This window comes from Thalassotalea euphylliae (assembly GCF_003390335.1).
GTDB lineage: Bacteria > Pseudomonadota > Gammaproteobacteria > Enterobacterales > Alteromonadaceae > Thalassotalea_F > Thalassotalea_F euphylliae_B.
Window position 1 is genome coordinate 3650498 of record NZ_QUOU01000001.1, and the last position, 25334, is coordinate 3675831.

At 45.1% G+C, this 25334-nt stretch carries 21 protein-coding genes; 8 read left to right on the forward strand and 13 right to left on the reverse strand.

The genetic code is table 11. The annotated features are described in order from the left end of the window. Positions 1-205: 205 nt before the first annotated feature. Together DXX93_RS16055 and pomA are read right to left on the reverse strand one after the other, a co-directional pair. Positions 206-1165 (reverse strand): flagellar motor protein MotB, encoded by a 960-nt coding sequence (locus DXX93_RS16055; protein ID WP_116008988.1) that lies wholly within the window; start codon positions 1163-1165, stop codon positions 206-208. A gap of 11 nt (positions 1166-1176) precedes the next feature. Continuing rightward, positions 1177-1941 carry a flagellar motor protein PomA gene (gene pomA / locus DXX93_RS16060; protein ID WP_116008989.1) on the reverse strand — a complete coding sequence of 255 codons (765 nt, stop codon included), beginning with the start codon at positions 1939-1941 and terminating at the stop codon, positions 1177-1179. 377 nt (positions 1942-2318) lie between these two features. Here pomA and DXX93_RS16065 point away from each other — a divergent pair, with 377 nt between their 5' ends. Genes DXX93_RS16065 through dxs form a run of 3 tightly spaced genes read left to right on the forward strand, consistent with a single transcriptional unit; the run spans position 2319 to position 5341 of the window. Further along, positions 2319-2558 carry an exodeoxyribonuclease VII small subunit gene (locus DXX93_RS16065; RefSeq protein ID WP_116008990.1) on the forward strand — a complete coding sequence of 80 codons (240 nt, stop codon included), beginning with the start codon at positions 2319-2321 and terminating at the stop codon, positions 2556-2558. Positions 2559-2567: 9 nt separating this feature from the next. Then, on the forward strand, positions 2568-3464 hold the full coding sequence (gene ispA, locus DXX93_RS16070; protein ID WP_116008991.1) for a (2E,6E)-farnesyl diphosphate synthase: 897 nt from the start codon (positions 2568-2570) through the stop codon (positions 3462-3464). Positions 3465-3478: 14 nt separating this feature from the next. After that, entirely contained in the window at positions 3479-5341 is a 1863-nt protein-coding gene (dxs, locus tag DXX93_RS16075; protein ID WP_116008992.1) for a 1-deoxy-D-xylulose-5-phosphate synthase, read from the forward strand. 179 nt (positions 5342-5520) lie between these two features. Here the strand turns inward: dxs and DXX93_RS16080 are convergent, their stop codons facing one another. The 7 genes from DXX93_RS16080 to acs form a co-directional block, all read right to left on the reverse strand. After that, positions 5521-7554, reverse strand: coding sequence for a methyl-accepting chemotaxis protein (locus DXX93_RS16080; RefSeq protein WP_116008993.1), 2034 nt, complete (start codon positions 7552-7554; stop codon positions 5521-5523). A 280-nt stretch (positions 7555-7834) separates the two neighbouring features. Further along, positions 7835-8944, reverse strand: coding sequence for a bifunctional 3,4-dihydroxy-2-butanone-4-phosphate synthase/GTP cyclohydrolase II (gene ribBA / locus DXX93_RS16085; RefSeq protein WP_116008994.1), 1110 nt, complete (start codon positions 8942-8944; stop codon positions 7835-7837). A gap of 27 nt (positions 8945-8971) precedes the next feature. Next, positions 8972-9628: a riboflavin synthase gene (locus tag DXX93_RS16090; RefSeq protein WP_116008995.1), complete on the reverse strand. Its 657-nt coding sequence runs from the start codon at positions 9626-9628 to the stop codon at positions 8972-8974. Between the two features lie 52 nt (positions 9629-9680). Further along, the gene (ribD, locus tag DXX93_RS16095; protein WP_116010004.1) at positions 9681-10787 is read right to left on the reverse strand and encodes a bifunctional diaminohydroxyphosphoribosylaminopyrimidine deaminase/5-amino-6-(5-phosphoribosylamino)uracil reductase RibD; all 1107 of its coding nucleotides are present in this window, start codon (positions 10785-10787) and stop codon (positions 9681-9683) included. A 45-nt stretch (positions 10788-10832) separates the two neighbouring features. After that, the gene (locus DXX93_RS16100) at positions 10833-11216 is read right to left on the reverse strand and encodes a hypothetical protein (protein WP_116008996.1); all 384 of its coding nucleotides are present in this window, start codon (positions 11214-11216) and stop codon (positions 10833-10835) included. Between the two features lie 39 nt (positions 11217-11255). Then, on the reverse strand, positions 11256-11711 hold the full coding sequence (nrdR, locus tag DXX93_RS16105; protein WP_116008997.1) for a transcriptional regulator NrdR: 456 nt from the start codon (positions 11709-11711) through the stop codon (positions 11256-11258). A 217-nt stretch (positions 11712-11928) separates the two neighbouring features. Continuing rightward, entirely contained in the window at positions 11929-13884 is a 1956-nt protein-coding gene (acs, locus tag DXX93_RS16110; protein WP_116008998.1) for an acetate--CoA ligase, read from the reverse strand. Between the two features lie 478 nt (positions 13885-14362). Between acs and DXX93_RS16115 the strand changes: the two genes are divergently transcribed. From DXX93_RS16115 to DXX93_RS16140, 5 genes are all read left to right on the forward strand, one after another. Beyond that, positions 14363-15982 (forward strand): methyl-accepting chemotaxis protein, encoded by a 1620-nt coding sequence (locus tag DXX93_RS16115; RefSeq protein WP_116008999.1) that lies wholly within the window; start codon positions 14363-14365, stop codon positions 15980-15982. A gap of 71 nt (positions 15983-16053) precedes the next feature. Further along, on the forward strand, positions 16054-17244 hold the full coding sequence (locus tag DXX93_RS16120) for a porin (protein ID WP_116009000.1): 1191 nt from the start codon (positions 16054-16056) through the stop codon (positions 17242-17244). A gap of 9 nt (positions 17245-17253) precedes the next feature. Further along, entirely contained in the window at positions 17254-17658 is a 405-nt protein-coding gene (locus tag DXX93_RS16125; RefSeq protein WP_116009001.1) for a phosphate ABC transporter substrate-binding protein, read from the forward strand. A 393-nt stretch (positions 17659-18051) separates the two neighbouring features. Continuing rightward, positions 18052-18768, forward strand: coding sequence for a ZIP family metal transporter (locus tag DXX93_RS16130; protein WP_116009002.1), 717 nt, complete (start codon positions 18052-18054; stop codon positions 18766-18768). Between the two features lie 296 nt (positions 18769-19064). Next, a complete protein-coding gene (locus tag DXX93_RS16140) occupies positions 19065-19970 on the forward strand; it encodes a LysR family transcriptional regulator (protein WP_258872689.1) in 906 nt (301 codons plus the stop codon). A gap of 106 nt (positions 19971-20076) precedes the next feature. Here the strand turns inward: DXX93_RS16140 and DXX93_RS16145 are convergent, their stop codons facing one another. The 4 genes from DXX93_RS16145 to DXX93_RS16160 all read right to left on the reverse strand — a co-directional run bounded on the left by DXX93_RS16145 (position 20077) and on the right by DXX93_RS16160 (position 25056). Beyond that, on the reverse strand, positions 20077-21258 hold the full coding sequence (locus tag DXX93_RS16145) for a hypothetical protein (RefSeq protein ID WP_116009005.1): 1182 nt from the start codon (positions 21256-21258) through the stop codon (positions 20077-20079). A gap of 102 nt (positions 21259-21360) precedes the next feature. Then, complete coding sequence (locus tag DXX93_RS16150; protein ID WP_116009006.1) at positions 21361-22572, reverse strand: hypothetical protein; 1212 nt, start codon at positions 22570-22572, stop codon at positions 21361-21363. Between the two features lie 229 nt (positions 22573-22801). Beyond that, on the reverse strand, positions 22802-24313 hold the full coding sequence (locus DXX93_RS16155) for a glutamate synthase-related protein (protein WP_116009007.1): 1512 nt from the start codon (positions 24311-24313) through the stop codon (positions 22802-22804). Between the two features lie 179 nt (positions 24314-24492). Continuing rightward, complete coding sequence (locus DXX93_RS16160; RefSeq protein ID WP_309545401.1) at positions 24493-25056, reverse strand: cytochrome b; 564 nt, start codon at positions 25054-25056, stop codon at positions 24493-24495. Positions 25057-25334: the final 278 nt, after the last annotated feature.

Below are 25334 nucleotides of genomic sequence, written 5' to 3' on the forward strand. Positions count from 1 at the left end.
GCCGCCCCCTCAATAAGCTTACTCTTTAAAAAGTTTAGCTTATCTAACTATCAGCCTACCCTTGTAGAAAATTTACGCTTCTTTACATCGAGTAGCTATGCACCTAACACTCACGTAACACACGACAAAGATAACACAGCATCAAAAATGGCCGAGACATTACTGTACTCGGCCATTTTTATGGTTAATGCGATCAACTAAAACGTTAATTACCGCTCGTTTCGCTAATTGAGATAGGCTCAGTCACTTTTGCTTTACCTTGATTAATCGATATTTCAACACGGCGGTTACGGCGACGATTCAAGGCATTGGTATTTGGTACAAGTGGGCGAGTGTCCGCATGACCAACAACCAACAATCTGGTTGGGTCAAAGCCCGGTACTTTCACCATCTCATGGGCAATGGCGACAGCGCGTTGGCTAGATAAATCCCAATTCGAGCGATAAAGCTCAGAGTCTATACCCTGGTTGTCGGTATTTCCCGAAATCATAATTTCACCCGGTACCGTATTCAGTAAACTACCGATCTCTTGAATAATTGGCTTAAATTTCGGCTGTAGAAATGCCGACCCCGAAGGGAACGAACCGTTTTCACGAATGCGAATGGTAATTTGCTGACCAAGTGATTCCAGCTCAATTGCGCCATCTTGAATTTGTTGCTCTAACTGCTCCGCAATTTTTTTCACAAGCTCATTCACTTGCTCTTGCTGCGCTTGTTCTAATTGCTGCTGGGCTTGTTCAATTTGCTGTTGCGACATTTGCGTGTCGGTGCTTTGCGATTGACCACCGCGCTCTGTCCCCCGTTGCTCTTGGCGACCACCGGCAGATGTTTCATCCCCAGCTTGGAACTCCAGCATTTGCTGGGTCATTTCCATGGTTTGCTGTTGAATCACTTCAATTGGGGTAGGCTCTGGCTTACCGGGGCGAAATTCCTGGGCAATAATACTGGTGCCTTTGGGAATATCTTTAACTTCAATTTTATTTTGCACACCAAAGGCAAACTTCATTGAACCGGCAATTTGTTTGAATTTGAGCACGTCCATTTCCGAGAAGCTCAGTAGCAATACGAAAAAGCACATCAGCAGAGACATCAAATCCGCGAACGTCCCCATCCACGCAGGTAAACCTGCGGGGGGGCATTTACACTCAGGAGGTGGAGATGACATGGCTAACCTCGCTACTCTTCAGTGGTGTCTATTTTTCGCTTACTCTCTGCCAAATAGTTTTTCAGCAGACCTTCGATAACACGCGGGTTTTGACCGTCTTGAATACCCAAAACCGCATCTAGAATTAGCTCTTGATTAAGCTTTTCTTCCGCCATTCTCAGCGACAGTTTATTGGAAATAGGAATGGCAATTACGTTCGCTAAGAAAGCACCGTACAAAGTCGTTAAGAGCGCTACCGCCATTGCAGGACCGATGGCTTTTGGGTCATCCATGTTGGATAACATGGCAACTAGACCAATCAGGGTACCAATCATCCCCATCGCTGGGGCAACTTCGGCAAGCGCCCCTAGCATGCCAACACCGGTTTCATGGCGCTCTGTGGTTAGGGCGATATCCTTTTGTAAGGTGCCACGTACGACATCCGCATCGTGACCATCGACCAGCATATCAACGCCTTTTTGCATAAAAGCATTGGAGATTTCGGCTTCTTCTAGCGCTAAAAAGCCGCCTTTTCGTGCGGCATCAGCCATTTCGACTGACTTTTCAATCAATTCCTCGGGCTTTTCCAACTTGAACATAAAAGCCTTGCCGATGATTTTACCGATAGTAAAAAACTGGCCAAGGTTGTAGTTCGACAGTACCACGAAGATTGAACCACAGAATACGATAAGAATTGACTGGGTATCGACAAACATTGAAATGTCGCCACCCAATATCATCGCCATCACGATGAAACCAATCGCGCCTAACATCCCAATTAGCGTAGCTAAATCCACCAATGCCTCCTAAATGTGTGTCTTTAACGAGCAAAACTCTGCTGATAATACATTATCGATAACGGAATCGCGACCTGTAATACAGCCTGTTACACAGATAGTATCGTCCATCAGGTCAATAACTTAACTAGTTTTTGATTCAGCTTGGCAATAGTGCCGATAAGTAAGCAAGTATGCGCCTTTGATTGACCTTGAGTCGATGCTCATGTACCTTTGCGCCATATTACTTGGGTGCAATGATAAACTGATTTTCGTTAGCAGTTACTTCGCCCAAAAAACTGCAAACAAGCAGATTAGTTAGTCAAAGCAAACAGTCTTAGCTGCGCGCCAGAAATGGCGCGGAAATAGCAGAGAAATAGCGAAGAAACGGCAAAGAAATGGCAAAGAAAAAACTGGAAAACCTCTCATTTGAAGAGGCATTAGGTGAGCTTGACGGCATTGTTCAGCAATTAGAGCAAGGTGAGCTTAGCCTAGAAGAGTCAATGGCAGTATTCGAGCGTGGCTTAAAGCTGAGCCAGTTGAGCCAGCAAAAATTAAAAACGGCTGAGCAAAAAGTGCAGATTCTCAATAACCAAAACGGTCAAGGTACGCTCGCTGACTTTGAACAAGACGAGTAAACATAGTTAATGTCGATCCCAACCTTACCTGAGCTTAGCAACTACCAAACGCGAGTTAACCAACTGCTTGCCGATAAGCTAGACGCCCTAGCCGTCAATGACACCAAACTTCTGGAAGCAATGCGCTATGGCCTGCTTATTGGCGGTAAGCGTATGCGCCCATACCTGGTTTACACGACAGGACTTGCGTTAGGCGCAGAAATTAACGATTTAGACGGTGTCGCTTGTGCCTTAGAGTGCATTCATGCGTATTCATTATTACATGATGATTTACCGGCGATGGATGACGATGACTTACGACGCGGACAACCGACCTGTCACAAAGCCTTTGACGAAGCGACAGCGATATTGGCGGGCGATAGTTTGCAAACACTGGCTTTTGATTTCCTTGCCAATCACACATTCTCAGCGTTTGGTACGCAAAAAATGCCAATGCTGTTAAAACAACTGGTTGCCGCGGCGGGTTACCAAGGCATGTGTGGTGGGCAAGCCTTAGATTTAAGTGCAACGGACACGCAGATCACACTCGCGCAACTGGAAACCATTCACCAACTAAAAACCGGTGCTTTACTTAAAGCGTCGGTCACTATGGCCGCTGAGTGTGCACCCAAGGTCACCGAAGAGCAGAAAATATCACTGGCAACTTTTGCTGAACTTATCGGTCTTGCCTACCAAGTGCAAGATGACATTATCGATATCACTTCAACCCAAGAGCAGCTAGGCAAGCCTAAAGGCTCGGATATCGAAGCCAATAAATCGACTTACCCTGCACTGTTGGGATTGTCTGGCGCCCAACAAAAAGCCGACCACCTTTACCAAGAATCGCTTCAAGCTTTAGCCCGTTTGCCCTACAATACCGACAATTTAGCGCAATTTGCGACCTTTATCGTTCGCCGTACTCATTAATTACTAATAAGACTATGACCATTAATCTAGCCGATTATCCTTTACTATCAACGATCAATACCCCTGACGATTTGCGTTTACTGAGCCAAGATCAGTTAACGCGCGTCAGTGATGAGTTACGAAGCTATTTATTAAATTCCGTCAGTAAAAGCAGTGGCCACTTTGCTTCTGGCTTAGGCACTATCGAACTGACGGTTGCCCTGCACTATGTTTACCGCACACCATTTGATCACCTAATTTGGGATGTTGGCCACCAAGCATACCCGCACAAAATTCTCACGGGACGTCGCGATCAATTGCACACAATTCGCCAAAAAGATGGCTTACACCCGTTCCCGTGGCGCGAAGAAAGCGAGTACGACGTATTAAGTGTGGGTCATTCCAGTACATCTATTTCGGCAGCGCTCGGCTTAGCCGTTGCCGCCGAACAAGAAGGCAAAAATCGCAAAGTTGTTGCCGTTATTGGTGATGGCGCAATGACAGCTGGTATGGCATTTGAAGCGCTAAACCACGGCGGTGATATTAACAAAGATATGTTAGTCATCTTAAATGACAATGAGATGTCAATTTCGGAAAATGTCGGCGCCCTTAACAATCATTTAGCTAAAATGCTGTCAGGCAGCTTATTTGCTGGTTTTAGAGAAGGTAGTAAACGCTTACTCAATAACATTCCACCGATTAAAGAACTGGCCAGCCGCGCCGAAGAACACATTAAAGGCATGGTTGTTCCCAGTACCTTCTTTGAAGAATTAGGCTTTAATTACATTGGCCCTATCGACGGCCACGATGTTAATGGCCTTGTTGACACGATTCGCAATATGCGCAATCTCAAAGGCCCGCAAATTCTTCATATCGCGACCAAAAAAGGTAAGGGATATCACGCCGCCGAGCAAGACCCGATTAAGTATCACGCAGTGCCTAAGTTTAACCCTGCCGATACGTCTTTACCGAAAAGTAAACCAAGCTTGCCAACCTATTCAAAAATTTTTGGTGATTGGCTATGTGGCATGGCTGAGCGCGATAGCAAATTGATGGCAATCACCCCAGCAATGCGCGAAGGCTCAGGTATGGTTGAATTTAGCCAGCGCTTCCCTGATCAGTATTTTGATGTCGCAATAGCTGAGCAGCACGCCGTCACTTATGCTGCGGGTTTGGCGATTGGTGGCCAAAATGCCATTGTCGCCATTTACTCAAGCTTTTTACAACGTGGCTACGATCAGCTGATTCACGATGTTGCCATTCAAAACCTACCGGTGTTGTTTGCCATTGACCGCGCAGGTATTGTCGGTGCCGATGGTCCAACCCATCAAGGGGCGTTTGATTTAAGCTTTATGCGCTGCATTCCAAACATGGTGATTATGACGCCATCAGATGAACGCGAGTGTCAGTTAATGCTCACCACAGGCCACTTACACAATGGCCCAGCAGCCGTGCGTTATCCGCGTGGCAGCGGCACAGGTGCTGAGTTACCTTCACTTGATGAAACCATCGCCATTGGTAAAGGTGTATTGCAGCGCCAAGGCGCCAAAATTGCCATGCTCAACTTCGGCACTATTTTAGGCGAAGCGAAACAAGCAGCTGAGGCACTTGATGCCAGCTTAGCAGATATGCGATTTGTTAAACCCATGGATGAGGCACTTATTGACGAACTCGCCAACAGTCACGATGTGATTGTCACCATTGAAGGTAACGCCATTGCGGGTGGGGCAGGCTCTGCGGTGAATGAGTATTTATTAAGCCAAGGAAGAGCAATAAAAGTACTCAACATTGGTTTACCGGATGTTTTTATTAAACATGGAACACAAGCAGAAATTCACCAAGAGTTGGGCTTAGACTGTCAGGGTATCATCGATAAAGTTAACGCGTTTATCCGCTAATTGCCGCACTATTTTAAGCACGAGCAACTTAATGTGCCTAACTTAGCGCACTTGAGCTAAACACTGCATTTAAACCTAAAAAAAGCCGCTCTTGCGGCTTTTTTATTTTGGGAACGCAGAGCTTTACCTTAAAAACTTTGACCTTGAAACGGTCAGTTTTAACTAAAGCCGTTATTGGCTCAATTGCCAGCGCTGACGTTAAAGGCATCAACCGCGCTTTCAAGCGACTGGGCGAGTTTTGCCACCTCTTCACTGTAACCTAGCGTTGTTGTCGATTTTTCACTACTTTGCTGGCTCACTAACGCCACTTGCGAAATACTGTCATTGATATCACTACTGAGATTGTTTTGCTGCTGCGCCGCACGTGAAATATCAATACTCATGGAGTGCATTTGTGAAATTGCTTGGCTGATCGTCGTCAATGTTTCCAGCAGTAGTTCAGTGTCCGTTTGGCAACGGGTGGCGTTGTTTTTCCCTTGCTCAATCTCACTGACCACATCACTGGTTTGCGATTGTAGCGCACCTATCATGGCATTAATTTCAGACGTAGATTCTTGTGTTCGACTGGCAAGCATGCGCACCTCATCGGCTACAACTGAGAAGCCACGGCCAGCCTCACCCGCACGCGCAGCTTCAATTGCGGCATTAAGTGCCAATAAATTTGTTTGATCCGCAATACTTTGAATCGTCTCTAAAATACTGCTGATATTAGTCGCTTCTTGATTCAATAAACTCACTTTACCAGCAGTGTTTTGCAGTAGCATAGTCAAATCGTTAATCTTACTCGCCGTGCTATTGGCTCGCTGTTCAAGCTCGTTACTGCGATTTAAAGCCTCTGTCATCTGATTTTCAGCATCGGTAGACTTAGCTAATACTTGATCAGCATGTTCGCTCAGCGACAAGGTATTATGGTTTACTTCATCAACCGTGCTTTGCTGCGAATCCAGTGATCTTGCCACCAACTGTAATTCAGTTTGTGAGCGATTAGCGGCTTGCGCCAACGCATTAGCATTTTGCCCGATATCATCAATTAAGGTTTTTAAATGCGATACCACAGCGTTGACATTTTTCGATAGCTGACCATATTCATCCTCACTAACCACCTCTAGCTGCTTCGTCAGATCCCCCTGTGCAATGCGGTGCAACACTTCGTTGATACGAAAAAGCGGCTTGATCATCGCACGAATCGTTAATATTGCAACCGTGATACTCACCAGCATAATGACCGCCAAAATAATTAATGTCAGCGCTTGGCCATTATCAACACCAGCAAAAACATTTTGCTGTAAATTCGCTAAGTTAGCATCAACTTGTTCAAGTAAGTTATCGATAGTCGCTAACGCTTGCTCAATCTGCTGCTCAGAACGAGTGGCAGCCTGTGCTAGGTTCGCGTGGTTTTCCAATTGTTCGCGCTTGATGATAAACAGACTATGTTCATTGGTGAGCTTATCATTTGCTTGTTCAAACTCACTGACAAATTGTTCAATAAGCCCTTGTGTGTCGTAGACCTCACCTTGCCTAACTAAGTAACCGAGCAAGTCTTCAATATGCAGTAACGATTGCTCAATCAACTCTTGGCTTTGATTGAGTTCTTCCACGTCAGTGATGCCAAGTACACTATTGGCCGCATCGGCAAGGTTGATCACATAGCCTTCTATTTGCCCAGCAGAGCCAATAATACGATCGACAATAGCTTGTTCTTTATCATCTTCTAAATAGGTTAAATCAACGAGTAAAGCGCCCGCTTCGTTAAGATTAGCGGCAACCTGTTGTTCAACGCTTTTCAGTGATTGTGCTAAGGCAAGGGCTTTGGACTGAAAGCTAAACATATTAGCGACAGTTTGTGCGAATAATGACTGCTCTTGCTCAACCACGCGTAACTGCTCAGCGAGCATACTGGGTAATGAAAGCTGACCGAGATTTTGTTGCGCTTCACTCAGCCTAACGCCTTGATTGGCAAAATCTGCTCTAAGGATTGAGAGCTGCTGCTCGCTCCCCACGCTGGTAATTTGAGAGGCTTGTTTAGCTTGTTTTAGCAAGCCAATTTGCAGCCCCGTACTTTGTTTTTGCACGGGGATCGCAATACTGTCAACTTCCTTAGTCGCCTGCTCGATATCGGCGAGGATACCAATGGAGCTAACACTGGCAAAGATGAGCAGTAAAAGTATGACAACAAAGCCAAGAATGATCTTATGGGCAACCTTTACATTCATATGAACACCTACTTGTAATATCTGTATTTATTATTTTTTTTGCTGAATTACTACAATTCAAATTACATTATTATATAGCTGAATTTATTAGCTTATTTTTTATCAGACCTGGTTATTAAAACAGCGACATAGGTAAATGAAAAGGTAAAATGAAAGTTTTTTGACCTAAGTAGAGTCATTATTTTGTTAGGGATTGTGTTATACCTTTATGGCAAAAACGTGCAGGTATAAAAAAAGCTACTGACATCAGTAGCTTTTTACTTAGTGAAGATTTTTTTACTTACTCTGCAAGATACTCAACCACTTCTAAGCCAAAGCCCGATAGTGAGTGATATTTTGTTTGAGAGCTCAATAAACGCATTTTACTAACGCCTAAGTTAGCTAAAATTTGCGAGCCAACACCAACGTTACGTGAACCAATATGGCGTTTAACTTCTTTAATGGTTTCGCCTGCATCTAACTTAGCGTACTTTTCAACTTGTGCAATCAAGCTTTCTGGCGACTCGTGTTTACCTAACAACACAAGTACACCGCCTTCTGCCGCAATGCGCTCTAGTGCTTTACCAATCGGCCATTTGTTGATGCTGTCCCGTTGGCTAAACAATAAATCGCGGAACGTGTTTTCCAAATGAACACGCACAAGCGTTGGCTCTTGCGCATTAATTTCACCTTTTGCGAGCGCAAAGTGTGTTTGGCCGTCAATCGTATCTTTAAATACGGTTAAATCGAAATCACCAAACGCCGTAGGTAATTTACATTGTGAAATGCGCTCGATAGTGGTTTCGTTTGCGTTGCGGTATTCAATTAAATCGGCAATCGTGCCCATTTTGATACCGTGTTTTTCAGCAATTTTCTCTAAGTCAGGACGGCGTGCCATGGTGCCGTCTTCATTTAAGATTTCAACAATGACGGCTGCTGGCTCTAACCCTGCTAAACGCGCTAAATCAACGCCCGCCTCAGTGTGACCGGCACGGTTAAGCACACCGCCATCTTTGGCAATTAACGGGAAAATATGCCCCGGCTGCACAATAGCGTTCTCATCGGCATCTTTGGCTACCGCAGCAAGGATCGTCGTCGCGCGGTCAGCGGCTGAAATCCCCGTTGTGACGCCTTCTGCCGCTTCAATTGAAACCGTGAAGTTGGTGGTGAACTGCGCATCGTTCTTTTCAACCATCAAAGGTAATTTAAGCTTTTGACAACGCTCGGCTGACATCGGCAAACAAATCAACCCACGGCCATGAGTCGCCATAAAGTTGATCGCTTCTGGCGTGACCAATTCGGCAGCCATGATGAAGTCACCTTCGTTTTCGCGATCTTCATCGTCCATCAAGATCACCATTTTGCCTAACTTGATGTCATCAATAATTTCTTGTGGCGTATTTAATTGCATAACTGCCTCTTGTTACTTAGCCTTGGGTTATTTGATAAAGCCGCTGCGTGCTAGTAAGTCTTGACTAACACCCGACGAATCAGTGGGTTGATGTGAGGTGGTTAACAAGCGCTCGATATAACGAGCAACCACATCAACTTCAATATTGAGCTTAGTACCGACTTGATAATCGGCAATAATGGTCTCTTGTGCGGTATGTGGCACTATGGTTAAACGGAACTGATCGCTGGTTAAACTGTTCACTGTTAGGCTCACGCCATCAATAGTGATGGAGCCCTTTTCCGCGATGTATGGGGCAATTTCTGCGTCCATCGCGATCCAATAATCCCAGCTGTTGCCCGATTGTGTAATCGACGTGATTTCAGCAACGGCATCGACATGGCCAGAAACCATATGACCACCAAAGCGCGTGGTCGGTAGCATCGCCTTTTCCAAGTTCACCTTTTGTCCTACTTGGTAGTTCGCAAAGCCCGTGCGCGTTAGTGTTTCATTCGACACATCTGCCGTAAAGCTGCGCTCGCTATAGTGCACGACCGTTAAACAAATGCCATTGGTGGCAATTGAGTCACCTAATTTGACATCAGCCATGTCTAACTTGCCAACATTGACAGTGATCGCCGCCCCTCGTTGGTTCATTTGAATCGCGGCAATGGTGCCAACTGCTTCAATAATTCCCGTAAACATATCTATTCTCTTGTCTTTCGCTTATTACCCAGTTGCCATTTTGGCGTGGCCGTTACTTGCCTGCAAACTGCGCGGTAATTTTCATATCAGCACCGACCATAGTGACATCGTTAATCGTTAGCGTTTTTGCTTGACCAAGCGTTGTGATGCTGGGCATAGCACAAAGCCCTTTGCCACCTGCGCCCATCAACTTAGGTGCTTGATATAAAATAAGTTCATCAACCAAATCTTGCTCGATAAACGCACCAGCTAGGCGCTCACCAGACTCTAATAAAATATCATTTAGCCCCAGTGATCCTAAATAAGATAGCGCCGCTGCTAAGTTGATTTTGCCATTGTCGGTTGCTATTGCTACTTGGCTGACAAAATGAGGCCATGTTTGCTCATTTTCAACCTTAGTGCGCAGTAAAATTATCGGATGAGGTAATTTCGCATGTAATGGTTGAAACATCGGGAGGTCAGGGGTTAAACGCTGCTGGCCGTCAATCACCACACGCACAGGTTGGCGTAAACTTTCCGCTGGGTAGCTATTTGCCAGTGAGCCAAGCTCTTGATGGCGCACTGTCATTTTCGCGCCGTCCATCAGCACAGAATCAGCGCCCGTCAAAACAGCACAACTTTGTGCGCGTAAGCGCTGCACATCGCGCCTTGCTTCAGGCGAGGTGATCCATTGGCTTTCACCCGATGCCATTGCGGTTTGCCCATCTAGGCTGGCCGCTAGCTTACAACGCACATAAGGCATTTGGGTGCGCATTAACTTCAAAAAGCCTTGATTGAGCTGCTCCGCTTCGTCGGCAAGCAAGCCATAAGCAGCATCAATGCCCGCTTCCGCGAGCATTTTCAAACCTCGGCCTGCAACTTGCGGGTTAGGGTCAACATTGGCAGCAATCACTTTCGCCAGGCCATGATCAATTAGCGCCTGCGCGCAAGGCGGCGTGCGCCCGAAGTGTGAACATGGCTCTAAGGTCACATATGCCGTTGCGCCACGGGCTTTGTCACCCGCTTCGCGCAGTGCGTAAACTTCGGCGTGCGGCGTACCTGCTTTTTTATGAAAGCCAGTACCAACAATTTCACCGTTGTTAACAATCACACAACCGACACGAGGGTTCGGTGAGGTGGTGAAATGACCTTGCTTAGCCAGTTGAATGGCGAGTGCCATAAATTTATGATCGTGTAAACTAAATGTCGTCAAACTTCACATCTCTTAAATTGACTCACCTTTTGGCGGGTGTTCGAGTTTAACAAGCTCAACAGTTGGCACTAACGTAACCACTTCAAGAACAAAGCTTGCCAGCCGTTGGCGAGATAAGAATACATCTATCGCATGGCCACTTTGATAGAAAAAGCTGACAACCTTTCCCGCTACCTGAATTTTTGCCAGACGCGTAATATCAATCTTATGCACGGGCTTTTTCCCGACAACACCCAGCCCTTTTGGCTTAATTAATAAAAATTGCTGATCTCGCGCTAACAGGTAATCAGCGCCCCAGTGACCTTTACGCCAGTGATAGAGGCCCAACAACAAATTGGTAACGGCAAGAACGAGTATCAACTTATCAGACTGGCTTGAATCCGCTAGCCATGCCATTGGTCTTTTCCTATTTTCAAAGTCTTCCCTATAAAGCGGCTATTTCTCGTCACCCAGTCGCGCAATTTCTTCACCAAACTCGCGAATATCCTCAAATGAGCGGTAAACCGAGGCAAAGCGAATGTAAGCAACTTTATCTAACTCTTTTAACTGCTCCATAATCAAATTACCCAACATTTCAGAGCCTAGCTCACGTTCACCGGTCGCGCGCAACTGTGATTTGACTTTATTTACTGACAGTTCGATTTTTTCAATACTGACGGGGCGCTTTTCCAGTGCCCGCTGTAAGCCACTGCGCATTTTGTCTTCGTTGAATGGTTCGCGTGAGCCATCGCGTTTAATAATACGCGGCATGACAAGTTCAGCGGTTTCAAAGGTCGTAAAGCGCTCATGGCATTCGTTACACTCGCGCCGACGCCTGATTTGATGGCCATCAGCCACTAGTCGTGAATCTATCACTTTAGTATCGGTAGCGGTGCAAAAAGGACAATACATGAATACGCTCACAAGGTTATAAATTGATGAGCATTTTAATCGAAAACAAACAGTTAAGCGAAAGCTTTGTGATGGAGTAGATACGATAAGGACAATAAAGCAGGTTTACGCCCCTTGAGCGCCATTAACGATCATTGAATTATCGCTAGCGGCGAATTTTTTTGCGCCTTAGTGCCTTAGTGCCTCAGTTAAGGCAACTAACGCGCAAACAGCTCTGTTAACCGTGAACGATACGGTTGTTGATCAAGTCTTCAACCACACTTGGGTCTGCCAGTGTCGACGTATCGCCTAAATTTTCTAACTCGTTTTCAGCAATTTTTCGCAAAATACGGCGCATAATTTTCCCTGAGCGAGTTTTAGGTAAGCCCGGCGCATACTGAATATAATCAGGTTTAGCAAAGCGTCCTAACTCTTTGGCAACTAATGCTTGCAGGTTTTCGATAAGCGTTTCGCCAGAGCTGTCGTCAGTATTGGCGCCAGACATCAAAGTAACGTAGCAATAGATGCCCTGCCCTTTGATTTCATGCGGATAACCCACCACTGCCGCTTCGGCAACTGCTGGGTGCAGCACTAAGGCACTTTCAATTTCAGCCGTTCCCAATCGATGACCAGAGACATTGAGCACATCATCAATGCGACCTGTTATCCAGTAAAAACCATCGGCATCACGCTTGGCGCCGTCACCAGTGAAGTAATTGCCTAGGTACTGGCTAAAGTAGGTATCGAAGAAGCGTTGCTGATCGCCATAAACCGTGCGCATTTGACCTGGCCAACTGCCAGTCATCACTAGCCGACCTCGGGCTTCACCTGCTAAAACCTCACCTTCTTTACTGACAATCGCGGGCTTAACACCAAAGAATGGGCGGCCAGCGGCGCCGGGCTTCATATCAACGGCACCAGGTGGCGAAGTAATTAACACGCCGCCAGTTTCCGTTTGCCACCAGGTATCGACGATTGAACAACGGCTCTCACCCACGACTTCATAATACCAATGCCAAGCTTCCGGGTTGATTGGCTCACCTACCGTACCTAGTAGTCGAATACTTGAGCGATCGTGTTTTTCAACTAATTCATCCCCTAGCCCCATCAAGGCGCGAATTGCCGTTGGTGCAGTATAGAAGATATTGACCTGATGCTTTTCACACACTTGCCAGCATCGGCTGGCATCTGGGTAGGTTGGCACGCCCTCAAAGACTAATGTCGTTGCCCCATTCGCCAGTGGCCCATAAAAAATGTAAGAATGTCCCGTGATCCAGCCAGCATCGGCAGTACACCAATAGATTTCACCTTCTTGATAATCAAACACGTACTTGTGCGTCATCGCAGCATACAAGATATAACCACCACAGGTGTGCAACACACCTTTCGGTTTACCAGTAGAGCCTGAGGTGTACAGGATAAATAGCGGATCTTCCGCGTCCATCACTTCCGGTTCGCAACTGGCAGGATAGTTACCTATCACGGCTTGATAATTGACATCGCGCTCTGGTTGCCAATCCACCTCGGCTGCGGTGCGCTGCACCATAATTACAGAATGGACATTAGGGCAATCGACTAGTGCCGCATCAACATTAGCTTTTAGTGGAATTTTTTTGCCGCCGCGCACCCCTTCATCAGCCGTGATCACCACTTGGCAATCTGCATCAAGTACGCGCGCTTTAATAGATTCCGTTGAAAAGCCGCCAAACACCACGGAATGCACAGCACCAATGCGCGCACATGCCAACATGGCGTATCCCACTTCGGGGATCATCGGCATATAAATACACACTCTATCGCCTTTTTTAACGCCGCGATCTTTGAGTAAATTAGCTAGTCGGCAGACATTGTCGTGCAATTCTTGATAGCTAACGTTAAAGTCATCTGTAGGTTCATCACCTTCGAAAATAATGGCGGTTTGGTTGGCTTTGCTGGCCAGATGGCGATCAATACAATTGTAGCTAACGTTCAGTGTTGCCCCTTTAAACCAACTGATTTCAGCTTTGTCGAAATCCACCGAAGACACTTGTTCCCAAGGGCTGTACCAGTCAATAAATTTATCCGCTTGCTCCGCCCAAAATACGTCTGGCTGATCAATCGATTGCTGGTACATGGCATCATATGCTGCGCTATCGAGATGGGTAATGTGCTTGGCCTGTGCCGATACTGGATAACGGCTTAAAAGTTCCTTCATAGCGTGACCTTACGTTATTGTTTTTTTATCAAAGCGCGTGTTTGTTTGAGGTGCATAAAATCGCAGCGCTCTGTATACGTCTGTTGAATATTTCGTTGTGTTTTAATTTCGTTGTGTTTTAGCTAGCCGCTTCAATATTTCCTCTCGCGCTAACTTGGATGTCACCAACAAGCTAACTTGGGTGTCACCAACAAATAACGAGACAGCAAATACTAACTAGCTCCACTATAGTTGTACAAACTATCGACAAATTCAACGAGCAATCATTGATTCGATAAAAACTCAGCGCTTAAACAGCTCTTCATCATCACGGTCATGCAGTTGACAATGGGCACATCAACTCAGCGAGAAGGCTATAAGTATGTTTGTGAAAACATTAGCAAATAAAGGGCATATAAAAGGCAAATCACAGGCCAAAAGTTCCCAAAATTAAATTTTATGTTCTACAGTTTAGTTAGCTAAAAACAGAGGGCGCAGCATGAATTTTCTTTCTCGACTTTCTATTGCTCAAAAAATTTATTTGATACCCGTAATAGGCACGATCAGTTTTACCATTTACCTCGCCCTCTCCATTTTTAATGCCACAACCAATGTTGAACAGCTTTCCCGCGTTAAGGATGTTCAATTTCCTGTCGTTCAATTATCTGAAGCGGCTGCCGTCGATATTGTTCGTCTATCAGAAATTCTCAATGCAGCGGTGACCACAGGAGATGAAGACGGCATAACGTCGGCAGACGAGTTATCAGAAAAAATCATCGAATCTATCACCCAAATAGGCGCAACTGACCAACAATTTATTGCTGACCAGCAAAGCCTGTTAAGTGACTTTACTAGCTACTACCAACAAGCGCGAAACTTGAGCAGCGGCATGATCAACGACACCTTAGATTTTGAAAAATTGCCGGAAATGGGTAAAGCCATGAACGCCGCCTTTGAGCAGGCTAAAAGTGGGCTAGTCAACTTTAATAAAACGCGAGTGCAGGAATTTGAGCAGGCAATAACCGATGCTAACAGCTCAGCTGAAACCTTAGTTAATATCGGCTTTATTGTCGGTATTGTGACGATCATTTTGTTGTTTGGCGCCGCCATACCCATTATTTCAGGCATCAGATCATCTTTGTCGAGCGTGGTCAATTCTTTGCAGGACATCGCAGAAGGTGAAGGGGATCTCACGGTTCGCCTTAACTCAAAAAGCAACGATGAAATTGGTGAGCTAGTGAATCGTTTCAATATGTTCATTGAAAAACTTCAAACCACGATTAAACAAGTGGTTGAAATCGCCTTACCACTTTCACAGATGGCAAACTCGGTCAGCGCTAATGCAGAGCAAACAAATACCATTACTCAACTTCAACAAGATGGCGCGCACAATACGAAAGCCGCTGTCGATGATTTAAATCACAGTGTCAAAAGCGTTGCGGATAGCGCCGCATTAGCAGCCGATACCGCAACACAAACCCGTACGATCTCCACCGAAGGTGCAGATGTTGTTGCTAAAACGGTTGAAACAATTCACCAACTGGCGAAAACCGTTGAAGAGTCATCCCAAGTTATTGACCACCTAGATAATGATGCCAACCAAGTGGGCGTTGTACTTGATGTGATCAGAGGCATTGCCGAACAAACTAATTTATTGGCACTTAACGCCGCAATTGAAGCCGCGCGAGCTGGCGAGCAAGGGCGTGGCTTCGCCGTTGTCGCTGACGAAGTGAGGACCTTGGCTTCGAGAACGCAAGATTCGACGGTGGAGATTCAAACCACCATTGAAAAACTGCAACAAGCGGCTCGCAAAGCCGTAGGTGCAATGAGCAATGGTCGAACCTTGGCGGAAAACAGTGTTGAACAAGTGACGATAGCGGGCACTTCGCTGGCAGAAATTACCACATCGGTTTCGCAGATCAGTGAAATGACCAGCAATATCGCGCACGCCACTGACTCGCAATCACAAGCCGCAGGTCAAATTGTTTCGCATGTTGACGATATTAGCCAAAGCACCAATCAAACGCATAGTGCTTCGCAAGAATTAGCGTCAGTGAGTAGCGAATTAGCAGGCTTGGCACACAACTTAGAAATTATTGCCAAAGGCTTTAAGGTTTAACAAAGATAATTTATTCAACGAAAAGCTACTCAGCCTTGACGACTAAATTGTTCCACAGAGGGTCTCTCATAATGAAGAAACAATATCTCGCAACCGCTATTGCCACAATATTGTGCGCGCCTCAAGTGTTTGCTCAACTAGAGTTCAACGGTTTTGGCTCGGTTCGTGCCAGCTATTCTGACTCTGACGAGGGTACTCCCCCCTTCACCTACCTTGATGAAGGTGAGGTCACTTTTAAAGGCGAGTCGTTGTTTGCGTTGCAAGCACGAGGTGAACTCGGCGAAGGGCTCTCGGCGACAGTACAACTTTTTGCCGAAGGTCGGGATGACTTTGATGTCGAGGCAAGGTGGGCATATCTTAGTTATCAAATTGACGATATACACCAAGTACACATTGGCAGACTCGCGAATCCTATCTTTCATCAATCCGAATATGAAAAAGTGGGCTACGCCCATAATTTTTCACGCCTGCCAACGGCGGTTTATTCTGATTTTGAATTTTCCACAATGGAAGGCATTTCCCTCAACAGCCAGTTTTCACTTGCGGATGGTGATTATACCTTGGATACCAAATTATCATTTGGTAACTGGGATGGCGGCTTGTTTTTATCAGCCATTGGCGGTGAAGTGCCCTTAGCACTTGATCAAATACTCTCAATTAACCTCACCTTATCTAGCGACTGGTGGAAAGTATTTGCTGGGGTATTCACTGCGGAAATTCAAGCAGAGCAGTTTGACCAATCTGTGGTGCTGGCAAGCGTTCAACCGGGTATCGACTTAGCCGTTGCGCAGGGTGCAACCGCAAGTGATGTTAATAACTTTATTAACGGCTTAGGCTGGCACGAAAAAGACGGCCTTTACTGGTTCACTGGTTTTGGCATCGACTACAATAATATATTGCTTGATGCGGAATATGTTAGTTACGGTGTTGAAGAATCTTCTGACTCAACAAACGAAGGCTGGTACGTCGCACTTGGTTATCGCTTCGACCAGTTCGTCATTACCGTGCACGCAGAAGAGCAAACACAGGAAATTGACTACAGTGAGGGACTATCTGGGGTGCAGTCGCCAATTTTACTGGCAACGGGGCAAACGTTTATCGAAACATTAGGGCAGCCAGAATTTGACGCGGTTGGCATTACACTTCGATATGATTTTCATCCAAATGCGGCATTCAAGGTCGATTATATTAGCGGAGACCATACGCGCCCTGATATAGGTGATTACTCTATCATGTCAGCGGGCATTGACGTTGTTTTCTAGGAGCTCATTATGAAAAAGTTAACATTATTATTGTCTTCATGTTTAGTGGCCTTTAGCAGCCAGGCAGTGACTGTTATTGTTCACCCTTCCAATGCAGACGCCTTAGATAAAAAAGCGGTCAAAAAAATATTCTTAGGCAAAACTAAGAAGTTCCCTAATGGCGATGAAGCGATTCCCATTGATCTTAAATCTGGTCAACTCAGAGGAGATTTTCTCAAAGCCGTGGTCGGAAAATCAGAAAGCCAATTTAAAGCTTACTGGTCAAAATTGGTCTTCACAGGTAAAGGCCAAGCCCCCAGAAGTGTTGATTCTGAAGCCGAAATCGTTGAACTTATTAGTAAAAACCCAAACTTAATCGGCTATGTTAGTGATGGGGCTGTTAACGATAGTGTTAAATCAGTTGGGCAGTTCTAAATAACCTCAGGTTTGGATAAGAAATAGTGAATAACAAATCAATTCATATGCTTATGTTCATCGTTATCTTCTAGCGAGAAATTTTTGCTGATATCAAGGCAAATTTGCGCGTCAATAGCTAGTCTATTGCAAGTAAATTTAACGCTGGTAGCAGTAAAAATAGCCGCGAGAAGCACATTAGTTATCCAGAGCTGAGGTTAAATACACTAAACCACACTTTTATCGCTCTACTACACTGCCGAATACAGTGAAAATTGAGTATTCGGCCTGTTCGGTTTTGGTCACTTTCCTAGAGACAAGGCACAAGTGATAACACTTTTCTATAAGACTTTTTATATGCGGATTTGTACTATTGCATAAACCCCATTTTATCTTATTGTTATCTGGTGATTTATGAGTGACGCACTGACCATAATTCTTCTCACTACCTTAGCGGGCTTATGTATTCCACTCGGCGCCTTTTTCGCCAGTCACGAAAATATTCAAAACCAATGGCTTGAACAAGAATTTCGCCATTTTGTTATCGCTTTTGGTGGCGGTATTTTACTCGGAGCGACAACACTCGTACTGATTCCTGAAGGCAGCAACTATATTGAGCCTAACTCATTGACTGTCGCTATTATTTTGGCTGGTGGTATATGCTTTTTCTTACTAGAGCGTTACTTGGGATTAAAGCGACGAGAAAACCCCCAGCTAATGGGCATGATTCTCGATTATATTCCCGAAGCCATTGCTTTAGGTGGCTTGGTTGCGACGCAGTCCCCAACCGCATTGCTACTCGCTGTGTTAATAGGCTTACAAAACTTACCCGAAGGCTTTAATAGCTATAAAGAATTACAAGCTAATAAAGTCAAGAACAGCAGAATTTTTAGCTATATGCTGATTCTTGTTTTGGTTGGCCCTGCGGCTGGCTTGGCGGGTTTTTATTGGCTATCGAGCTACCAGAGCTTGCTTGGTGTTATGATGCTGTTTGCTGCTGGTGGGATCTTGTATTTAATCTTCCAAGACATTGCCCCGCAATCGCGCCTAGAGAAACACTGGGCACCACCACTTGGTGCGGTAATTGGTTTTTGTTTAACTCTTTATGGTCAACAACTCTTGGGGCATTAACCCTCGCTTTGTCGCTATCGAGGAGCAAAACGAAAAAACAAAAAGCGCGCACCATAAGGTGTGGGCTTTTCTTTTCACTAAGTTCTTTGAGCAGTTAGCCTATCGCTTTGTTGATATTTTAAACACAGTGAGAGTGGTAAGTAGCTGTATTTATATAAATGGAAACCTCAACTACGCAGTGAGCGCCGCTCATCAAACATTGAATCTAGCCTAAGCATTCAACGCTAGCTATTTACACTCCAGTGATTTTTAATTTATTGAATACCAGCTAATATTCAAGCAATTGTTTCCTATTAATGACTAATATGAAAATTTTAACGCTAATTGAAACATTCTCGATTGTGGTAGACACGGGTAGCTTTACGGAGGCCGCAGAAAAGCTAAACCTGTCGAAGTCATTTGTCAGTAAGCAAGTGAGTCAATTAGAATCTGAATTAGGTGTAAAACTCCTTTACCGAACAACCAGAAAGCTTAGCCTAACAGAGGAAGGACAACGATTTTACGAACATTGCCACGCGATTATTTCTCAAGTTGAAAAAGCAACAGCAGAGGCGCTTGAAAGTCAGTCAAACCCGAAAGGAGCGATACGGCTTACGGCACCACAAAGCCTATTGATTTCGGGATTTGGTCATCTATTTATGGCGTTTCAACGTCAATACCCGGCTATCGAACTCGATATAATCTCCAGTGGCAAAATTGAAGATCTGTATAGCCAGCATATCGATTTAGCCATTCGCGTTGGCAAGCTTGAAGATTCAAACCTAAAGAGCCTGACACTAGCTGCAAGTAAATTCATCGTTGTGGCATCACCCGACTATTTAGTGAAACATGGCGAACCTCTGACGCCTAAGGATTTGGCTAGTCACAACTGTATACATTATGGTGACTCTAGACTATCTAATAGCTGGCCATTCTTTATGGAGAATGGTGAAAAGGTAACCGTTCAAGTCACTGGCAACCTCACCTGTAATGATGGCAATATCATTTTAGCGGCGGCTCTGTGCGGTCATGGCTTGTGTTTTGGACCAGACTATCTATACAACGCCTATATTAAGCAAGGCAGATTGAAGCCCGTATTAACCCAGTATCACGAGCCAACAAGGGTGACGGCACTTTACCCTTTTAATAAAACCCCAACCAGAAGACTTAGGTTGTTACTCGATTACATGGCGCTTCACTTTGAAAACTACCTGTACGAATAGCGCTTTATCTCTGTATCGCGAAACCTAAACTAACACACCATAAGGATGGCAATGCGCCAATATTTAACAGTATCTGTTAGTGAGTTATTCGTTGATGGATTGCCCGTCAGTGAACTGTTCGCGGTTGAAAAGCTATTTCGATAGGGTTTGAAATTGCTTGCAAAGTTGAACCTACTATAGGAGTCGTCAGTTTCACATCTAATGGGCCTAGCAGGTTGTTGCCAGCAACATCTTCTAATTCGGGTGCCACGCTGAGGTAATGCAATGAAGGAGCCCAAGGGCGCTCAGGGGTAAATGACCAAAGGCTTTCATTAGCCGTCAACTGAATATGACCAATGATAGGATTGCCATCACTGCCCAGAATCCTGACAGCGTGGGATAGCATCGCTTGATCCAGCGATCGTTCAAATTGAACATGTAGTGGCTCTTGAGTTCCCGCTCTTGGCGAATTGATTTGCCATTGAGCGGGCGCAATCGCCTGTCGAATAGCATTACCGATAAAATATGCTTGACGAAATTCTTTATTCAATCGTCGACCATTCGCATCTTTAAAGTCGGCATCAATGACTAATGTTCGTTGCTTACCAGACTCAAGAGCTAAGCCTAGCGCTCGGTTTGGTCTGACTCCTTGCTTAATGCGACCAGGATCGAGCAGTAAGGTCAATCGACGCTGCTCCCGATCCCAAAGTTCTCCCATGGGACCAAGCATAAATGCCTGATTAACGACTTGACCTTGTTCATCGAGTAAACGGATCTTTTCTAAGACTTGTCCACGCTGCATAGGCCGAGAAAAGTGGACATAGAAACGTAATGTATTTTCAGGAATGGTGTTACTAGACGGATAGATTGACGAGACGAGCGTTAATTCGTTATGCGCGGATACTAGAGTACCCAACTGTACTGTCTTTTCGAGGGGCAAGTAACCTGAAAGCCGCACTTGAATGTGATAAACCAAGCCTAACATGGGAGCAAAACGCGGCGTAAAACGCACGCGATTATCGACAACTCCGTAGTGGCCAGCAACACCGGGTAAAGATGCTGCTTCTATCGGCTCAAGGCTAGAGCTTATATGGATAGTCACCTTATCTTGCCAACTAGCGTTGTCGAATGCGCTTTGCTTCATCGCAGATAATAACTCATTATCGATACCAAGCACCTCGACCTGTCCAAATGCAGGCTTGGCAGGATCCGTTTGAACACTGATTTGCAACGCCTGCTTTGCCTGCTTTGCCTGCTTTGCCTGCACAGGGATAATAAAGCTGATAAAAACGATGAAAGCGAAGCCCATTAGACAGCTAAGTGCAATGCTAAATATATTGCTAAGTACATTGCTAAATACCATGTATCACACGCTATTAGTCAACGGTAAACTTGCCATCGCCGCTATCCCCTAGTGTTTTGCTTTTTTCTCTCGTTTGTATAGCGGCCAATTCATTTCGACGATATGCTCTGGTCGATCAAAATAAAGCGGTAATGGCATGGAGCGTAAGTCAAGCCGCGCCAATTCTTCGGGGTGTTTACGCAGAACAATAGCCCAGCTGTCATTGAGTTTTGCCGTTTGCATCATGCCAGTCACGGGCACTGAAACCTGCTTAATGCCCGCAGGTCCGTAATTACTGGGTGAATTAACGGGCATCAACTCCGCTTTAGCAATATCTTTTAGTGCGATACGTGTACCGTTGCGCTGATTATGTGTTACGAGTAAGTAATCCTGTTTATCAAATGCATGGTTAAATGTGATCATATCTAGCGGCGTACTGCCGTAGCCAAGTTCACCGATCATTGCGCCACGGATCTTGGCATTCGGTTTAATGTCTTCCAACGGTATTCGCACCAGTGGTGTACAGGTGTATGACGCGATTAAGTAGTCTTTGCCATCAATTTCACGAATTAACTGGCTCATAATTGGCGCCCGATTTTCAAATTGGGCGTGAACGGCATGCCAAATCTCAACACGGGTATTGGCGAATCGCTCGGTAAACGGGTATTTCGCGCGGCGCAAAGTTGACGAAAACTCTTCATTTGATATACCAGCAACAAAAATTTCACCTTTCCAGTAACTAATGTCGGTGATGGTTAGGGTGCGCTGCAATTGACCAAATTGCAGTTTAGCCTTTTCATTGGGTGGGTTTTCAACCGCCAAACTGGTGTGCGGGATAGCGTCGAGTTCCAGCAGCTCAAAGTGATTTTGATTAACTTTGACGATCACTGGCTGTGCATTAGGCCCTCGCCCACGACTAACGGACATGAAGATTTGGCCGGATGAAGGGTGTACGATCAGATCATTAATGCTAATGTGCTCGGCTTGTGTATTGAGAAACGCCGCTAATTTTTTATCTACATGCGGAATTAATGCGCGGCCTTCAAAGTTTGCACCGATACCGTAGTCGACATCGACTTGTCTGGTAATATCGTTTTCACCAAGTTGAAATGCGTGAACCGCGGCGCCTTTTGAATCCCCTACAAATAAGACATTATCGTCGCCGAACGCTAACGCACCAGCAGAAAGCAGCTTGAGATCCCCTGTACCTTTGGCATGACTAAGTTGATGTCCACCAGCAACAAACAGTGCGAGCATTAGCACAAAAAGATGGTATTTCATGGATTCCTCCTAGATGTTGTCCGTTTTTTTAACTCATTCATTTTGAGCATCAGCTAAATACCAGCTAAACAATCACTACTAAACAATGTTTGCGAAAAAATGTCTGCGAAAAATGTTAGCTAGCTAAATAGCATCGGTTAAACTCTAGCAACTCAAGAAACCAACTTATACGAGCTGCTATGCAACTCACTGTTTCCTACTAAGTATCAATACTCGCGACAAAACAACATCAAACAGGGGAATCTCCGCCAAAATGAATACGACTCAGTTTATGCATCTGCCAACTCCAAGTTGTCAAATCAGACGTTGAAAAATCATTAAGTGATTGGTGGCCGCAAGCTCTGGCTAAGATCTTCATTAATTCGGTAGATGCGCCAAAGAAGTTACCTAAACCTTGTGCGGCTGAATCAACCTTTAAACGCTTCCTTAACTCTGGGTCTTGTGTCGCGACCCCAACTGGGCAAGTGTTTGTATTGCACGCTCGCATACCAATACAGCCAATCGCTTGCATCGCAGAATTTGAAACTGCAATTGCATCAGCACCTAAAGCCAATGCCTTTGCAAAGTCTGCAGGTGTTCTTAACCCACCAGTTATGATTAGCGTAATATCATTTCTGCCGAGCTTCGTTAAATGCCTTCTTGCTCTTGCCAAAGCAGGGATGGTAGGTACAGAAATATTGTCTCTAAAAATGAGTGGAGCGGCGCCAGTTCCACCGCCTCTGCCATCTAAGATGATGTAATCTACGCCTATGTCGAGCGCTGCGTCGATGTCTGCTTCAATGTGTTGAGCTGAGAGTTTGAAGCCAATGGGGATACCACCAGTTGCTTCTCGTACTTCTTGAGCAATACGCTGATAATCATCAAGGCTAAAGTTTGGAAACGTTGCCGGAGAGACTGCATCTTGCCCCTGTGCCAACCCTCTTACCTCGGCAATTTTTTGGGTTACTTTATTACCTGGCAGGTGGCCACCAGTTCCAGTTTTAGCTGCTTGTCCCCCTTTAAAATGGAATGCTTGGCAACGAGCCACTTTATCAAGTGAATAGCCAAATTGTGCTGATGCTAACTCGTAAAAATATCTTGAATTTGCACCTTGCTCTTCAGGCAACATACCGCCTTCGCCACTACAAACTCCCGTTCCAGCTATTTCAGCTCCCTTAGCAAGTGCTAACTTAGCTTCCTCTGATAATGCGCCAAAGCTCATATCTGAGACAAACAACGGAATAGCTAACTCCAATGGCTTGTTAGCATTAGGACCGATAGTAACTTTTGAACTAACTTCTACATCATCAAGCAATGGGCTTTTAGCGAGCTGGGCTGTCACAAATTGTATTTCATCCCAACTCGGTAAATCCTTTCTCGGCACTCCCATAGCGTCCATTGGTCCATGGTGTCCATATTTATTCAATCCATGCTTAGCTAAATGTTGAATAAATTCTACATAGGGCTCAATTGGCTCTGTACTTTGAGTTGACCCCCTTGGAGTCTCGACTACTTGAACACTGTTTTCTTGCTTTAGGTTTTTATGAGAACCATCACAATATGGCCGATTTTTTGATTGCTTACAGCCACAGGCATATACCGTTTTATCTTCGTCAAATGTCACTACTTTCGGGCTGATATTCGTTGTTTTATGTGAACCATCACAAAACGGGCCGTTTTTCGATAGCCCACACAGACAGAATGCTTTGGTGTCTCCGGCCTTCACATCAATAGCAAAGGGCGTTGGTTGCCAGATATCCATCACTCATCCTCTAAATTTATCGGTTTAAACGTGATGACTGTCACTTGATGAGAGCCATCACAATTAGGAGTGTTTTCAGAAATCCCACGCACGCAGCAAAGCTTGGTCATCATCTTCGCTTTGTGGGCTTGATCGCCGAGGTCAATTTGATCGACCAAAGCTCTAATAACGATAGCAGGTTAATCTCGACTCGGAAGCATGCGACTTAGGACATCAGCACCTTCTTTATCAAAATATCTGTGTTTTATCGCTCCCGCGATATGAAGGAAAACAACAAATAATGTTAAGTAAACCAAACTCATATGCAGCAGTTTTAGATCTTCCACTTTGCCGAGATCGCTCTCAAAGAGTAACGGGAATTCGAATACCCCAAAGAAGCTTGCAGGTGAACCAAAAGCATTAGATAACGCGATACCACTGACTGGGATCAATATCAGCAACGCATACAAACTAGCCGTTACGAGTTTAGATAATACTTTTTCCCAAGTCGCGAGCTGCTCTGGTAGTTGTGGTGGTCGAGAATAAAAGCGCCAGACAATCCTTATCAAGGCGAGCTGTAAAAATAGCGCGCCTGACGATTTATGCAAAAAATACAGCGTATTTTTCAGCGGGTCCTCACGCTCTAACCCCACCATAAAGGTGCCAACTATCACTAGCGTAAATAACATAAGCACCATCAACCAATGTATAAACATTGAAACTGAACCATATTTTGATTTGTTGTTTGAAAACTTGCCCATCATTCCCCCTGCCGAGCATTTCTAGTTAATTGAGGCAAGTTTTATCTTTATTGTTTGATACATCTAGAGAGTTTGGTGCAACACAGTGTTTCCTGGAGAAAGACAATCCCGTGGAATTACTCACGACAATCTGTACAAGGTTCAACCAAAGCGATTTGCTTCGCTTTGCTCATAAATTATCAACGTTAAAAGAGGAAGGAATGAATTTTAAAGTGCATGGCCACGCACAAATACATTGACTGAGGAATGGCTTAATCATCAGGCCTATGGGGCTATCAAAA

Coding starts and splice junctions, on each gene's coding strand:
- DXX93_RS16120 (WP_116009000.1), top strand. CDS start 16,054: ATGAAGAAACAATATCTCGCAACCGCTATTGCCACAATATTGTGCGCG.
- ribD (WP_116010004.1), bottom strand. CDS start 10,787: ATGGCACTCGCCATTCAACTGGCTAAGCAAGGTCATTTCACCACCTCA.
- DXX93_RS16100 (WP_116008996.1), bottom strand. CDS start 11,216: ATGGCATGGCTAGCGGATTCAAGCCAGTCTGATAAGTTGATACTCGTT.
- DXX93_RS16115 (WP_116008999.1), top strand. CDS start 14,363: ATGAATTTTCTTTCTCGACTTTCTATTGCTCAAAAAATTTATTTGATA.
- DXX93_RS16145 (WP_116009005.1), bottom strand. CDS start 21,258: ATGGGCTTCGCTTTCATCGTTTTTATCAGCTTTATTATCCCTGTGCAG.
- DXX93_RS16160 (WP_309545401.1), bottom strand. CDS start 25,056: ATGATGGGCAAGTTTTCAAACAACAAATCAAAATATGGTTCAGTTTCA.
- DXX93_RS16125 (WP_116009001.1), top strand. CDS start 17,254: ATGAAAAAGTTAACATTATTATTGTCTTCATGTTTAGTGGCCTTTAGC.
- dxs (WP_116008992.1), top strand. CDS start 3,479: ATGACCATTAATCTAGCCGATTATCCTTTACTATCAACGATCAATACC.
- DXX93_RS16130 (WP_116009002.1), top strand. CDS start 18,052: ATGAGTGACGCACTGACCATAATTCTTCTCACTACCTTAGCGGGCTTA.
- acs (WP_116008998.1), bottom strand. CDS start 13,884: ATGAAGGAACTTTTAAGCCGTTATCCAGTATCGGCACAGGCCAAGCAC.
- DXX93_RS16090 (WP_116008995.1), bottom strand. CDS start 9,628: ATGTTTACGGGAATTATTGAAGCAGTTGGCACCATTGCCGCGATTCAA.
- ribBA (WP_116008994.1), bottom strand. CDS start 8,944: ATGCAATTAAATACGCCACAAGAAATTATTGATGACATCAAGTTAGGC.
- DXX93_RS16065 (WP_116008990.1), top strand. CDS start 2,319: ATGGCAAAGAAAAAACTGGAAAACCTCTCATTTGAAGAGGCATTAGGT.
- nrdR (WP_116008997.1), bottom strand. CDS start 11,711: ATGTATTGTCCTTTTTGCACCGCTACCGATACTAAAGTGATAGATTCA.
- DXX93_RS16140 (WP_258872689.1), top strand. CDS start 19,065: ATGACTAATATGAAAATTTTAACGCTAATTGAAACATTCTCGATTGTG.
- DXX93_RS16155 (WP_116009007.1), bottom strand. CDS start 24,313: ATGGATATCTGGCAACCAACGCCCTTTGCTATTGATGTGAAGGCCGGA.
- DXX93_RS16080 (WP_116008993.1), bottom strand. CDS start 7,554: ATGAATGTAAAGGTTGCCCATAAGATCATTCTTGGCTTTGTTGTCATA.
- DXX93_RS16055 (WP_116008988.1), bottom strand. CDS start 1,165: ATGTCATCTCCACCTCCTGAGTGTAAATGCCCCCCCGCAGGTTTACCT.
- ispA (WP_116008991.1), top strand. CDS start 2,568: ATGTCGATCCCAACCTTACCTGAGCTTAGCAACTACCAAACGCGAGTT.
- DXX93_RS16150 (WP_116009006.1), bottom strand. CDS start 22,572: ATGAAATACCATCTTTTTGTGCTAATGCTCGCACTGTTTGTTGCTGGT.